The organism is Streptomyces sp. NPDC058741 (assembly GCF_042746715.1).
Taxonomy (GTDB): Bacteria; Actinomycetota; Actinomycetes; order Streptomycetales; family Streptomycetaceae; genus Streptomyces.
Genome location: NZ_JBHYQH010000029.1, coordinates 49,572 through 63,220 on the forward strand (window position 1 = coordinate 49,572; position 13,649 = coordinate 63,220).

A 13,649-nucleotide genomic window follows, 5' to 3' on the forward strand; every position below is an offset into this window, starting at 1 on the left:
TCCTGGTAGCCCTGAACAGAACCGCGCCTGGGGGCAGCTCATTCGACTGCTCAGAGGGCCTGTGGCTTGTAGGGGTCAGACAAGCGGCTCAATCGAGGATCACCTCACACCGATGGGGGGCACATGCCGTCCCCCGGGTGAACCGGGGCCTCAGCCGAGGGCCGGTCGCGAGCCCCTCGACCGTGTCGTCCGCGTGGAGCACCCGGCGGACCGGGCGGTCCCAGACGATCTCCAGGGGCTCGCCCGTGCGGGGCGGCTCGCTCATGCGGAGCGTAGCGGTACGGCCCCGGCGCACCGCCGGCACGCTCGCTCCGGCGGAGGCGGTGAGGGGTCCTGCCGTGCCGGGCTGCCAGAAGGCGGCGGCCGGCGCGCCGGGGGAGGGCATCCCGATGGTCTGCCGGGCGGCGTCGTTGGCGAGGACGGACAGCCAGCGGTGCCGCCGGGCGGCACGGCGTGCGACGGCGCGGCGGGACGGCCCGCGGCATCAGGACGTGGGCGTACGTGGCGTCCCGGGGGTCGGTGCCGTGGTCGGGCCAGAGGGTCTGCCAGCGGCGGGTGCGGGGCTCGTCGGTGCCGCCGGTGTTGATGTCGGGCCAGGCGCCCGTGCGGTCCTCGCGCAGGGGCGCAGGCTCGCCGTGGAGGAACACCCAGCCGCCGTGGTCCTCCAGGTGGGCCCGGTGCGGGCCCCGGACGAGGCGCTGGGCGCCGGACGGGCCGAGGTTGCGGCGGTCGACGATCGTCTCGACCGGGACGCCGTCCCGGCAGCTGATCCCCGCCCCGGGGCAGACGACCGCGTCGGCCAGGCAGATGAAGGACGTGCGGGCCCGGAGGGTGGAGCCGAGGCCCTTGAGGTGCTGGCCGAAGGCCGCGTAGGTGCCGTCGGTGGTGCCGCCGACCCAGCGCGCGTCCGGGAGGGCGGCGCCCCACTCGCCGCCCTTCCGGTCCGCCAGGCGCCGGGTGGAGAAGGTGGTGCCGGGCAGCCGCTACGGGTCGACGCTGGGCCAGTACCGGTCGGGGTACTGGTCGCTCGGGCCGGACCGCCAGCATGCCGAGCCAGCGCCGGCGAAGGACGTCGTACGGGTCGCCGGCCCCGGCGCCGGCGCCCCGGGCCGGGGGTGCCGCCCGCCGCCCACCGCCAGGGCGGCCGGAGCCAGCAGCAGGGCGCGGCGGTTGGGGCGGGGGAACGCGCGGCGCTGGGACCCATGCCCCGGCCTACCACCGCAGGAGCCCCGCGCGAACGGGGGATATGGCCGAGATGGCCGGACGGCGCGACGCGCCGCGGTGTGCGGGCCGGAGGCGGGTCAGCCGAAGCGGTTCAGCAGGCGGTGGTACAGCCGGGGGGTCAGGCCGCGGACACGGGCCGGGACGGTCAGCCAGCCGGGGACGTGTGTGTCGTCGCGGCCCCGGCGTACGGCCGCCAGCACCGCGTCGGCGACGCTGCCGGGCGGCACGGGCCGGGGGTGGGAGCGGTCGTAGGGCTTGCCGCGGCGGGTGAAGAAGGCCGTGTCGACGGGGCCGGGCACGATCAGCGTCACCCCCACACCCGTGCCCCGCAGCTCTTGGCGCAGCGCGTCGGCGAACGCGGCGAGTCCGGCCTTGGCGGCGGAGTACACCGCTTCCTCCCGTACGCCGACGCTGCCCGCGATCGAGCCGATCAGCACCACCCGGCCCCGGCCGGCCGCGATCATGGTGGGCAGCACCTCGCGCACGAGGTGGAGGGTGGCGTTGAGGTCCAGGTTGAGCACCCGGTCGATGTCCGTGTGCGGCATGGTGGCGAAGGGGCCCGCCCAGCCGATGCCCGCCCCGGCGACCAGGAGGTCGACGCGCCCGGTCGTGTGGAGCGCGGACTGGGCCAGCAGACGCGGGCCGCCCGGAGCGGCGAGGTCGGCGGGCAGTACGACGGCCGAGGTGCCGGACGCCGTCAGTTCCAGGCGGTACCGGTCGCGTCCGCTGAGCAGCAGTTGCCAGCCGTCCAGGGCCAGACGCCGTGCCGTGGCCGCCCCGATGCCCGAGGAGGCGCCGGTGACGAGGGCCACGCGCCGGTCCAGGCGCCGCTGGGGACCGTGCGCGCGCACCCGGACGGGGTCCGCGGAACGGCGAGGGGCGTTGCCCGCCGGTCGGTCGTGGGCCGAGCCGGAGCCGGTGAGTGTCACGAGTCGGTCTCCCTGCGCTGTGCGTTCGCCGTGGACTCGTCTTCCTGTACGCGGATCCTCCCGGGGACCTCCCGGGGGACCCGGCTAAGCGGAACTTCTTGTTCCAGGACACCGCCACCGCAGGGCTCCGCGCCAGTGCTGGGGGCGCTCCCGCGGCTGTGGCGGATCCGGTCCTACGGGCGCTGTGCCGTGCGCGTCCGCGGGCCGGGCCGTCGCGCGGCGCGTGCGGCAGGACCACTCCTACGGGCCGCACGGTGCCGCCAGGCGGCGGTATGGGCAGCACACGACGGGACCGTCCCGGGTTACGTAGGGAGCACCCCGTGTCCGGTACGGCTTCCTGTGGCGAGGTGTCCATGCGTGTCCTGCTCGTCCACCCCAGCGCCTTGATGTACTCCGAGATCTTCCTGAGGCTCGAACCCCTGGGCCTCGAACGGGTCGCGGGCGCGGCCCGTGAGGCCGGCCACGAGGTGCGGATCGTCGACCTCCAGGTGCTGCGCCCCGACCGGCTGTGGGCCGAGGTGCGCTCGTTCCGGCCGCAGGCGCTCGGCATCTCGCTGAACTACCTGGCGAACATCCCCGAGGCGATCGAGCTGGCCGCCGGGGTGAAGCAGGCCGTGCCGGACTGCTTCGTGTTCCTGGGCGGGCACAGCGTCTCCTTCGTCGCCGAGGAGGTGCTGGAGCAGGCCGAGGGCGTGGTCGACGCGGTGGTGCGCGGCGAGGGCGAACCGGCGATCGGGCCCCTGCTGGAGGCGGTCCGGGACGGCGGCGTGCAGGACGTGCCCGGGATCGTCACGACCGCCGGTCGGGGCCCGGCTCCGCTGATGCTGCACGGCATCGACGAGCCGCTGCCCGCCCGGGACCTGACGCGCTGCCGCCGGCGCTACTTCATCGGCGAGCTCGACCCGTGCGCCTCCATCGAGTTCACCCGCGGCTGCCCCTGGGACTGCTCGTTCTGCTCGGCATGGACCTTCTACGGGCGCAGCTACCGCAAGGCGTCGCCCGAGGCGGCGGCCGACGACCTGGCGGCCGTCCGGGAGCCGAACGTCTTCATCGTCGACGACGTGGCCTTCATCCGCCCCGAGCACGGGGACGCGATCGCCGCGGAGGTCGAGCGGCGCCGCATCCGCAAGAGCTACTACCTGGAGACCCGCAGCGACGTCCTGCTGCGCCACCCCGAGGTGTTCGAGCGGTGGGCCCGGCTGGGGCTGGAGTACATGTTCCTCGGGATGGAGGCCATCGACGCGGAGGGCCTGGAGCTGTACCGCAAGCGGGTCAGCATGGACGAGAACCTCCGCGCCCTCCAGGTCGCCCGCCGCCTCGGCATCAAGGTCGCCATCAACCTCATCGTGGACCCGGCCTGGGACGAGGAACGCTTCCGGGTGGTACGGGAGTTCGCGATGGCGGTTCCGGAGATCGTGCACTTCACGGTGATGACGCCGTACCCCGGCACGGAGATCTGGCACACCGAGTCGCGGCGCCTGACCACCCGGGACTACCGCCTCTTCGACATCCAGCACGCGGTGGTGCCCACCACGCTCCCGCTGGAGCGCTTCTACGAGGAGCTCGTCCGCACCCAGGCCGTCATCAACCGCAAGCACCTGGGCCTGCGCACCGCCTTCGGCGCGGCCCGGGTCCTGGGCCGCAACCTGCTGCACGGGCAGACGAACTTCGCGCGCATGCTGTGGAAGTTCAACCAGGTCTACAACCCGCGCCGGCAGCTCGCCGACCACAGCATGCCGGTGCGCTACGAACTGCCGCTGCCGCAGCGCCTCGACGTCGGCGACCGGCGGCGGCTGTACGTCCACACCCGGGGCACGTCACCGGGATCGCCCGCACGCCGGCCCACCGAGTAGGCCTCCCGGGTCGTCACGACCCCGGCTCACAAATATTGAAGGTTGAACGGAATAGGTCTACGGTGAGACCCGTTAACTAGTTCAACATTCAACTTACTCTTCGGAGGAGCAAGCCATGGGCATCTTCAGCCGCAACAACAACGGGACCGCCGCCGCCGTGAACCCGGACCTGGCCGCCCTGACCGGCGACTACACGATCGACCCGGCCCACTCGACGCTCGGCTTCACCGCCCGGCACGCCATGGTCACGAACGTCAAGGGCAGCTTCCAGGAGTTCACCGGGACGCTCCACCTCGACGGCTCGGACCCGTCGCGGTCCACGGCCTCCCTCGACGTCGTGATGGACAGCATCGAGACCGGCAACGCCGACCGTGACGGCCACCTGAAGAGCGCGGACTTCTTCAAGACGGACGAGTTCCCGACCATGACCTTCCGCTCCACCGAGGCGGAGGCCCTGGGCGGCGACGACTACCGGATCACCGGCGACCTGACGATCCTCGGCACGACCCGCCCGCTCTCCATCGACCTGGAGTTCAACGGCGCGGCGACGGACCCCTTCGGCAACGAGCGCGTGGGCTTCGAGGGCAAGGCGGAGATCCTGCGCTCCGAGTGGGGCCTGACCTGGAACGCCGCGCTGGAGACCGGCGGCGTCCTGGTCTCGGACAAGATCAGGCTGAGCTTCGACGTCTCGGCGATCCGCACCGCGTGAGCCGGGGGACACCGGCCCGGTGACCCCCACCGGGCCGGTCTGGCCGGATCGCACCCCTTGCGCGAGAACGGTCGGCCTTCCGATAATCCAGCAGCAGCATCTTGACCAGTCCATGCCAGCCCCTGGACGTTCTTTTCGTCCTCACTGCTGTCATGAACTGGTCAATCTGGTGTCCCGGTAGCACACCCGGCCAACCCCCCACGGAAGGCATCACGTTGAAGCGACTCCTCACGGCTCTCAAGAGATGCGCGGTGCTCGGCGCCGCGGCCCTCGCGATCGCCAGCCTCCAGCCCGTCTCCGCGGCGCAGGCCGCCCCCTCGCCCATCGTCGGCGGAACCCGAGCCGCGCAGGGCGAGTTCCCGTTCATGGTGCGGCTGTCCATGGGCTGCGGCGGCGCGCTCTACACCCAGCAGATCGTGCTGACGGCCGCGCACTGCGTGGGCCCTTCCGGCAACAACACCGGCATCACGGCCACCGCCGGGGTCGTCGACCTCCAGTCCAGCAGCGGCCGGGTCCAGGTCCGCTCGACGAAGGTACTGCGCGCGCCCGGCTACAACGGCACCGGCAAGGACTGGGCGCTCATCAAGCTCGCGCAGCCCATCAACCTGCCGACGCTGAAGATCGCCACCACCACGCAGTACAACACCGGCACCTTCACCGTCGCCGGGTGGGGCGCGAACCGCGAGGGCGGCTCCCAGCAGCGCTACCTGCTGAAGGCGACCGTGCCGTTCGTGAGCGACGCTGTCTGCAGGGCCTACGGCGGCCTCTACAGCGGCCTCGTCGCGAACGAGGAGATCTGCGCCGGCTTCGACGCGGGCGGCGTGGACGCCTGCCAGGGCGACTCCGGCGGCCCCATGTTCCGCAAGGACAACACCGGCGGCTGGATCCAGGTCGGCATCGTGAGCTGGGGCGAGGGCTGCGCCCGGCCCGAGGCGCCCGGCGTCTACACGGAGGTCTCGACGTTCGCCTCCGCCATCGCCTCGGCGGCCTCCACCCTCTGAGCCGCCCACGGCTCGCGGGCCCGGCACCGGGTGGTGCCGGGCCCGTTCCGCGCGGCGGCGCCCCTCGTCGGGGTCTCACCCTCCGGACTCCAGCCTCCTCACCGCCGCGGCCACTTGGGCCGCCCGGCCCCCGGGTCCGGGCGCGGAGCACGCCGAGCATCGCGAGGTACCGGTCCCGTCCGCCCGAGCGCCCCGAAGGCGGTCGCGGCCCGCGGGGTGCGCTCCAGCGCGGCCGCGAGGTCCTCGGGGACCTGCGCGTCCCGCTGTGAGGCGTACGCCGCCTCCCAGCGTCCGTCGGCCCGCGCGGCCGCCACCTCGGCGAGCCCGCCGGGCCGCATCCGGCCGTGCTCGGTCAGCTCCCCGACGCGGCGCACGTTGACGAGGGACCACAGGCTGCCGGGGCGTCTCGGGGTGATCCGCTGGAGGGAGTGCGACCCGTCGAGTCCCTTGCGCCGCCCGGTGATCCAGCCGTGGCACAGCGCCACGTCGTTGACCTCGGCGGCGCTGACGGAGGGGACGCCCGACCCCTTCTTGGCGACCCGGACCCACAGGCCGGGATGCGGGGCGGGGTGGGCCGACAGCCAGTCGTCGAGGGCGGCCGCGGTGGCGAAGGGGAGACCGGGTCCGTTCCGTCAGCGTCGCTCATGGCGCCACCGTAGGGCCGGCATGGGACAGAGGCTGTCCGCCAGGGGAGGGGCGGGCAACGCAGGCGCCCGGGCGTGGGTGAGGGCGTCCAGGAAGACGCCCAGGGCGTCCACCGCTCAGGCCCTCCGTCCAGCCCCCGCGGCCGTCAGAACCCTCCCCCGAAGTCCCCGCCCCCGCCGAAGTCACCGCCGCCGAAGCCCCCGCCGAAGTCACCGCCGAAATCGCCGGTGTCGAAGTCCGCGCCGGAGACGTCGCCGCCCTCGTAGCCGCCGAAGTCCCCGTAGCCGGAGCCGTAGTCGGCCGCGTAGGCGGGAGCCGCCATCATGCTGCCGAGCATGGTGCCGACGAGGAGGCCGGGCAGGATGCCGCCGCCGAAGTAACCGCCCGCCCAGGGGCCGTACGCCGGGCCCGCCTCCCAGTACGGGCGGCGGCCGGTGTCGGTGTCGACCTCGCGGATCACCGGGTCGCGGCCCTCGGCGAGACGCCGCTGGTCGGCCGCGCAGACCGGGACCTCGCGCACGGTGCCGGACCGGGGTGTCCAGTCGGCGTCCGCGACCGAGGGGCCGTGGCGCGGGTCGAAGAAGCAGGGCGGGCGGCGCTCGGGCAGCGGCCTGCCCGTGCGGCGGGCGTCGAGCCGCGCCAGGGAGAACCGGCCGTTCTGGACGGCCTCGGTGACGGCCTTGACGTCCTCCGGCCGCACGGCGGCCGCCATCAGGGTCTTCGACCGGTCGTAGGCGTCCAGGGCGTGTTCGTAGTCGCCGCGCATCGCGTCGTCGGCGCCGGGTTCCCCCGGATGGAAGTCGAGGCGGTCGAGCTCCTCGCCGAAGGCGGTGATGTCCTCGTCGACGACGACCCGCAGCTTCTCCAGCGCGGCCCGCTGCTCCTCCTCGTGGCGGCGCCGGTTGCGCCGGGACACCGCGTAGACGCCAGCGCCGCCGGCCGCCACCAGGGCGCCCACGGTGATCAGGCCGCCGACCGGTACGCCGCCGCCCGAGCCGCCGCCCCAGCTGCTCGGCGCCGACCCGCCCACGTTCCGCAGGGCGTCGTCGACGAAGTCGTTCAGCTGCGCCTTGGCGTCCCCGGTGCCCTGCACGGCCGTGACCAGGTTGGACACCGCCTGTCGGCTCATCACGGAGCTGTCGGCACGGGCGTCGAACCGGTCACCCAGGCGAATCCCGTACAGGCCGGTGATGCCGGTCTCCGTACGGAGGTTCCGGAACAGGTCCTGCGTGGGGTAGCCGGCCGGGAGGACAGCGACGAAGACGGGCTTGCCGGCGTCCTTGATCTTGGCGGCGAGCGCCTGCGCGTCCGACTCGGCCAGCACGCCGGAGGCGGCCGGATCGACGTAGACGGGACTCTCGCGCAGCGAGTCGGCGACCTTCGACAGGTCGGTGGCCGCGTGCGCCCCGGGCACACCGGCCGCCAGCACCGCCAGGACGGCGGCGACCGGCACGATCAGCAGACGGAGGACGGTACGCACCAGTGCGGCCTTCATAGGTTCGAAGCTACCTGAATCGGAACAGAAAGGGATATCCGCCCGGGCAGCCACCCGAGAGCGCGGCTGCCCCTACGATGCCTCTGGCCCACCGCCGTGGGCCGGTCCGGCGGGTCCGGGTCCAGGGGGCGCACCAGAAGGGGCGGGATGAGGAACATGTTCGGACGACGCAGGACCGCGGACATGACGGTGGCGTCACTCGACGAGCTGGACCGCTCCCGGACGCGGGCCGATCTGCTCTGGGAGCTGTTCCGGCACGCCGAGGCCGAGGTGACGACGGCGATCGGCTGGTACCTGGCCCGGCGCCGGGGACCGGCGGCGTGGTCGCGGTCGCTGCGGGCGCTCGCCGCGCTGCTGGGGATCGCCGGCACGCTGATCCCGCTGGTGCACACGGCCTCCCCCGCCCTGGTGCGGCCCGAGTGGGGCTTCGTGTTCCTGGCCGGCGGGGCGGGCTGTGTGCTGTTCGACCGGGTCTTCGGCTTCTCGGCGTCCTGGACCCGCTACATCCGCACGCAACTGGCCCTGCAGCAGCTGCTCAAGAAGGCGCAGTCCGACTGGGCGCAGCTGTTCCTGCGGACCACGGACTCCCCCAGCGACAAGGAGCAGGCCGCGCTGCTGGCGGTGATCGAGCGGCTGCGCACGGACGCCCAGCGGCTGATCGAGGAGGAGGGCTCGGCGTGGGTGGGCTATCTGGCCGACGGCGTCGAGGAGCTGACCCGCTCCACGTCCCCGTCCGCCGGCCAGCGCCCGAACTCCGGGGGCCTGTTCCGGCTCGACCGGGTGCCCGGGCGCGACCGGGGCGGTGAGGTGCCGGGGCCGCGGTCCCGGGACACGGTGATCTGACCGGGGACCGCCCGGCTACGGCCGCCTACTGCGCCGGGGCCACCCCGGCCCGCAGGAGGCCGTAGGTGTAGGCGTCCTCCAGGGCCTGCCAGCTCGCCGCGATGACGTTGTCGGCGACGCCCACGGTCGACCACTCGCCGGAGCCGTCGGACGTGGAGATCAGGACCCGGGTCGTGGAGTTGGTGCCGTGCTTGCCCTCCAGGATGCGGACCTTGTAGTCCACCAGCTCCAGCTTGGCGAGCTGCGGGTAGATCTTCTCCAGGCCCACGCGCAGGGCGCGGTCGAGGGCGTTGACCGGGCCGTTGCCCTCGGCCGTGGCGACGATGCGCTCGCCCTTGGCCCAGAGCTTGACGGTGGCCTCGTTGGCGTGGGAGCCGTCGGGCCGGTCCTCGACGATGGCGCGCCAGGACTCGACCTCGAAGTAGCGCAGCGGCCTGCCCTGGACCTCGGTGCGCAGCAGGAGCTCGAAGGAGGCGTCGGCCGCTTCGTAGGTGTAGCCCCTGAGTTCGCGCTCCTTGACCCGCTCGACCACCCGGCCGACCAGCTCGCGGTCGCCGCCGAGGTCGACGCCGAGCTCCTTGCCCTTCAGCTCGATGGAGGCGCGCCCGGCCATGTCGGAGACCAGCATCCGCATGGTGTTGCCGACCTGCTCGGGGTCGATGTGCTGGTACAGGTCCGGGTCGACCTTGATGGCGGAGGCGTGCAGGCCGGCCTTGTGGGCGAAGGCGGAGAGGCCGACGTAGGGCTGGTGGGTGGAGGGGGTGAGGTTGACGACCTCGGCGATGGCGTGCGAGATCCGCGTCATCTCGCGCAGGTGGCCCTCGGGCAGGACCCTCTTGCCGTACTTGAGCTCCAGGGCCGCCACGACGGGGAAGAGGTTGGCGTTGCCGACGCGCTCGCCGTAGCCGTTGGCGGTGCACTGCACGTGGGTGGCGCCCGCGTCGACGGCGGCGAGGGTGTTGGCGACCGCGCAGCCCGTGTCGTCCTGGGCGTGGATGCCGAGGCGGGCGCCGGTGTCCGCGAGGACCGTGGAGACGACCGCCTGGATCTGGGCCGGCAGCATGCCGCCGTTGGTGTCGCAGAGGATCACCACGTCGGCGCCCGCCTCGGACGCGGTGCGGACCACGGACTTCGCGTACTCGGGGTTCGCCCGGTAGCCGTCGAAGAAGTGCTCGCAGTCGACGAAGACCCTGCGGCCCTGCCCCGTCAGGAAGGAGACGGTGTCGCGGACCATCGCCAGGTTCTCGTCCAGGGTCGTGCGCAGGGCGAGCTCGACATGGCGGTCGTGCGACTTGGCGACCAGCGTGATGACCGGCGCGCCGGACTCAAGGAGCGCCCTGACCTGCGGGTCCTGGGCGGCGGTCGTCCCGGCCCTGCGGGTGGAGCCGAACGCGACCAGCTGGGCGTGCCGGAAGACGATCTCCTCCTGGGCGCGGGCGAAGAACTCCGTGTCACGGGGGTTCGCGCCGGGCCAGCCGCCCTCGATGAAACCCACGCCGAAGTCGTCCAGGTGGCGGGCGATGGCGAGCTTGTCGGCGACGGTGAGGTTGATGCCCTCCCGCTGCGCGCCGTCGCGCAGGGTGGTGTCGAAGACGTGGAAGGACTCGTCGAGCTCGCTGGGTGCGGTCATGGTCTCAAGGCTCCTGAGGATTGAATCTCGGTCGTACCGGAATGACCGGCTCCACCGCCCCCACATTCTCCCTCGCGCTCTCGCTCCTGACTGCGGGTGGGCCAGAAAAGCGAAAAACCTCTCGCGGGTGCGAGAGGTCTGCGCGCGGGTCGAGGACGACGGTGTCCGCCCGTACCTGGTCGTACGTGGCGGTCACTGCGGACCGGCGCGCCTGCTGCCGATAATCGTGGCGAACGAGAGCACGGAGAAAGTCTGGCACACCGGGTGCGCCTCGCTCACGCGTGTCTCAGGATGCGGTCGGTCACCCTCCGGTCAGCCGTCCGTGAGGAGGCTGTCGGCGAGGAACTCGTGCACGTGACGCAGGGTCCGGTCCCGGTCGGTGCCGCGTGGGCCGCTCGCGACGTGGAGGAAGAAGCCGTCCGGCAGTGCCCGCAGCCGGGCGGCGAAGCGGTCCGGGTCGAAGCGGCGGAACTCGCCCCGGGAGATGCCCTCGGCGAGCAGGGCGGTCATCACCCTCGTCGGCTTCGCCCGCTGCGGCGGTGTACGACGCGGACGCCCTCCAGGTCTTCAACCGCCGCGCACGGGGCGGCGCCTCCTGGTACCGCCACGGCTGGCACGTCCCCGCGACCCCGTCCTGGGCGGCCGGCGCCACCGTCGGCGCCCTGTCGGTGTCCCTGCCGTCGTACGAGGGACCGCTGCCGGCCCCGACCCGCGGGGCGGACTGCAGCCTCCTGCTGTCGGGGCTGGTGGGCGGGGCGGCGTACGTGCTGTCGGCCCCGGGCCCGGCTCCGGCGGAGCCCGGGGCCGACAGCACGGCACCGGCTTCCTGCTCCACCGGGCCGGGAAGGCCGTAGCCCGCGCGGGCGGGGGGCCGTCAGGCCAGGCGGTGCATCCAGCCGTGCGTGTCCTCGGCCGTGCCCCGCTGGATGTCGAGCAGCGCCCGACGCAGCCGCAGCGTGACCTCGCCCGGCTCGCCGCCGCTCTGCTTCCACTCCGCACCGGCCCGCTTCACCGTGCCGACCGGGGTGATCACCGCGGCCGTGCCGCAGGCGAACACCTCGGTGAGCGACCCGTTCTCCGAGTCGCGCTGCCACTGCTCGACGGAGACCCGGCCCTCCTCTGCCTCGTACCCGAGGTCGCGCGCGACGGTGAGCAGGGAGTCACGGGTGACGCCCTCCAGGATCGAACCGGTGAGGGAGGGCGTGACGATCTTGTTCCCGTACACGAAGTACAGGTTCATGCCGCCCAGTTCCTCGACCCAGGTGTGCTCGACGGCGTCGAGGTAGCAGACCTGGTCGCAGCCCTTCGCCGCGGCCTCGGCCTGCGCCAGCAGGGACGCCGCGTAGTTGCCGCCGGTCTTGGCGTCGCCCATGCCGCCGGGGACGGCGCGCACGCGGTCCTCGGAGACCCAGATGGACACCGGCTTCACCCCGCCCGGGAAGTACGCGCCGGCCGGGGAGGCGATCACCAGGAAGAGGTACTCGTTGGCCGGCTTCACACCGAGACCGACCTCGGTCGCGATCATGAACGGACGCAGGTAGAGGGACGCCTCGCCGCCGTGCGCCGGCACCCACGCCTTGTCCTGCGTGACCAGCGTGTCGCACGCCTCGATGAACGTCTCGACCGGCAGCTCCGGCATCGCGAGCCGCCGCGCGGAGCGCTGGAAGCGCTCGGCGTTCTTCTCCGGCCGGAACGTGGCCACCGAGCCGTCGGGGCGGCGGTAGGCCTTCAGCCCCTCGAAGATCTCCTGCGCGTAGTGCAGGACCGTGGTGGCCGGGTCCAGGGAGATCGGCGCGTAGGGCACGAGCTGCCCGTCGTGCCAGCCGCGGCCCTCCGTCCACTTGATCGTCACCATGTGGTCGGTGAAGTGGCGGCCGAAACCGGGGTGGGCCAGGATCGCCTCGCGCTCGCTCGCGGAGAGCGGGCTGGCGGAGGGCTTGAGCTCGATCGTGGGCGTCGTCATGGGTTGATGTCCTTCACCGGTTGTAGTGACGGGCCGCGCTCGGTACTGCCCTGCTGGTGACCAGTGCTAGGACGTCCGAGCATTCCCTCGTTGCGCGGCCTCGCGTTCGATTATCGCCCGGGGGCGGCGGCAGGAACGGGGTGAATGCGACCCGGTGGTCGAGGATGGCACCCGGCGGGGACGTGCGGAAGCCGCCGGGCGCGGAGGCGACCCGGCGGCTTGCTGAGAGCGCGGCGGGTCAGCCGGCTACGCGTACGGCGAGCGCGTCGCCGATCTGCGTGGTGGAGCGGGCGGGCCCGGCGGCGCGCTCGCCGAGGTCGGCGGCGACCGCCTCGTCGATGCGGGTGGCCTCCGCCTCGTAGCCGAGGTGGCGCAGCAGCAGGGCGACGGACAGCACGGTGGCGGTCGGGTCGGCCTTGCCCTGGCCGGCGATGTCCGGGGCCGAGCCGTGCACGGGCTCGAACATCGAGGGGAACTCGCCGGTGGGGTTGATGTTCCCGCTGGCGGCGACGCCGATGCCGCCGGAGACGGCCGCGGCGAGGTCGGTGACGATGTCGCCGAAGAGGTTGTCGGTGACGATGACGTCGAACCGCTCGGGCTGGGTGACGAGGTAGATCGTCGCCGCGTCCACGTGCATGTACTCGGTGGTGACCTCGGGGTACTCCGCGGCCACCTCGTTGAAGACGTTCGTCCACAGGTGACCCGCGAAGGTCAGCACGTTGTTCTTGTGGATCAGCGCCAGTTTCTTGCGCGGGCGGGCCTGGGCGCGCTCGAAGGCGTCACGCACGACGCGCTCGACGCCGAAGGCCGTGTTCACGGAGACCTCGGTGGCGACCTCGTGCACGGTGCCCTTGCGGATCGTGCCGCCGTTGCCGGTGTACGGGCCCTCGGTGCCCTCGCGCACCACGACGAAGTCGATCTGCGGCTCACCGGCGAGCGGGGTGGCGACACCCGGCAGGAGCTTCGACGGGCGCAGGTTGACGTGGTGGTCGAAGGCGAAACGGAGCTTGAGCAGGAAGCCGCGCTCCAGGACGCCGGAGGGCACGGACGGGTCGCCGATCGCGCCGAGCAGGATGGCGTCGTGCCGCTTCAGGCTGTCGAGGTCGGCGTCGGTGAGGGTCTCACCGGTGGCGTGGTAGCGCCGGGCGCCGAAGTCGTACTCCTTGGTCTCCAGCTTCACATCCTGCGGAAGGACGGCGGAGAGGACCTTCAGGCCTTCGGCCACGACCTCCTGGCCGATGCCGTCACCGGGGATCACTGCGAGATCGATGCTGCGAGACATGCGGGCACCCTACCCCTCGTCCCATGGGATGACACGACGTGTCCGTGATGCGGACACGTCGCCGGGTGGCCGCAC

General features: G+C 72.9%; 9 protein-coding genes and 4 pseudogenes. 5 read left to right on the plus strand and 8 right to left on the minus strand.

Going from position 1 to position 13,649, the window contains the following annotated elements; genetic code table 11:
* Window positions 1-88 precede the first annotated feature (88 nt).
* Window positions 89-1,061 (minus strand): annotated as a pseudogene (locus ACFW6P_RS22330) (polysaccharide lyase family 8 super-sandwich domain-containing protein); the annotation flags it as partial.
* Window positions 1,062-1,301: 240 nt separating this feature from the next.
* The gene (locus ACFW6P_RS22335; RefSeq protein ID WP_386357136.1) at window positions 1,302-2,153 is read right to left on the minus strand and encodes an SDR family NAD(P)-dependent oxidoreductase; all 852 of its coding nucleotides are present in this window, start codon (window positions 2,151-2,153) and stop codon (window positions 1,302-1,304) included.
* Between the two features lie 353 nt (window positions 2,154-2,506).
* Here ACFW6P_RS22335 and hpnR point away from each other — a divergent pair, with 353 nt between their 5' ends.
* From hpnR to ACFW6P_RS22350, 3 genes are all read left to right on the plus strand, one after another.
* Window positions 2,507-4,006, plus strand: coding sequence for a hopanoid C-3 methylase HpnR (gene hpnR, locus ACFW6P_RS22340; RefSeq protein ID WP_386357133.1), 1,500 nt, complete (start codon window positions 2,507-2,509; stop codon window positions 4,004-4,006).
* A gap of 115 nt (window positions 4,007-4,121) precedes the next feature.
* The gene (locus ACFW6P_RS22345; RefSeq protein WP_386357130.1) at window positions 4,122-4,715 is read left to right on the plus strand and encodes a YceI family protein; all 594 of its coding nucleotides are present in this window, start codon (window positions 4,122-4,124) and stop codon (window positions 4,713-4,715) included.
* 215 nt (window positions 4,716-4,930) lie between these two features.
* Entirely contained in the window at window positions 4,931-5,716 is a 786-nt protein-coding gene (locus ACFW6P_RS22350) for a S1 family peptidase (protein WP_386357128.1), read from the plus strand.
* Window positions 5,717-5,791: 75 nt separating this feature from the next.
* On the opposite strand, the pseudogene ACFW6P_RS22355 reads toward ACFW6P_RS22350, so the two are convergent.
* Both ACFW6P_RS22355 and ACFW6P_RS22360 read right to left on the minus strand, forming a co-directional pair.
* A pseudogene (locus tag ACFW6P_RS22355) lies at window positions 5,792-6,297 on the minus strand (YdeI family protein).
* Between the two features lie 209 nt (window positions 6,298-6,506).
* On the minus strand, window positions 6,507-7,856 hold the full coding sequence (locus ACFW6P_RS22360) for a hypothetical protein (protein WP_386424429.1): 1,350 nt from the start codon (window positions 7,854-7,856) through the stop codon (window positions 6,507-6,509).
* Between the two features lie 183 nt (window positions 7,857-8,039).
* Between ACFW6P_RS22360 and ACFW6P_RS22365 the strand changes: the two genes are divergently transcribed.
* Window positions 8,040-8,699, plus strand: coding sequence for an SLATT domain-containing protein (locus ACFW6P_RS22365; RefSeq protein ID WP_386357122.1), 660 nt, complete (start codon window positions 8,040-8,042; stop codon window positions 8,697-8,699).
* A 25-nt stretch (window positions 8,700-8,724) separates the two neighbouring features.
* Here ACFW6P_RS22365 and cimA read toward each other — a convergent pair whose 3' ends face one another.
* Window positions 8,725-10,329 carry a citramalate synthase gene (gene cimA, locus ACFW6P_RS22370; RefSeq protein ID WP_386357119.1) on the minus strand — a complete coding sequence of 535 codons (1,605 nt, stop codon included), beginning with the start codon at window positions 10,327-10,329 and terminating at the stop codon, window positions 8,725-8,727.
* A gap of 312 nt (window positions 10,330-10,641) precedes the next feature.
* Window positions 10,642-10,845 (minus strand): annotated as a pseudogene (locus tag ACFW6P_RS22375) (TetR family transcriptional regulator C-terminal domain-containing protein); the annotation flags it as partial.
* Between ACFW6P_RS22375 and ACFW6P_RS22380 the strand changes: the two are divergent.
* A pseudogene (locus ACFW6P_RS22380) lies at window positions 10,832-11,183 on the plus strand (cytosine permease); the annotation flags it as partial. The pseudogenes ACFW6P_RS22375 and ACFW6P_RS22380 overlap by 14 nt on opposite strands.
* 20 nt (window positions 11,184-11,203) lie before the next feature.
* On the opposite strand, the gene ACFW6P_RS22385 reads toward ACFW6P_RS22380, so the two are convergent.
* Entirely contained in the window at window positions 11,204-12,292 is a 1,089-nt protein-coding gene (locus ACFW6P_RS22385) for a branched-chain amino acid aminotransferase (RefSeq protein WP_386357116.1), read from the minus strand.
* Between the two features lie 238 nt (window positions 12,293-12,530).
* The gene (locus tag ACFW6P_RS22390; RefSeq protein WP_386424431.1) at window positions 12,531-13,574 is read right to left on the minus strand and encodes a 3-isopropylmalate dehydrogenase; all 1,044 of its coding nucleotides are present in this window, start codon (window positions 13,572-13,574) and stop codon (window positions 12,531-12,533) included.
* Between the last annotated feature and the right edge of the window lie 75 nt (window positions 13,575-13,649).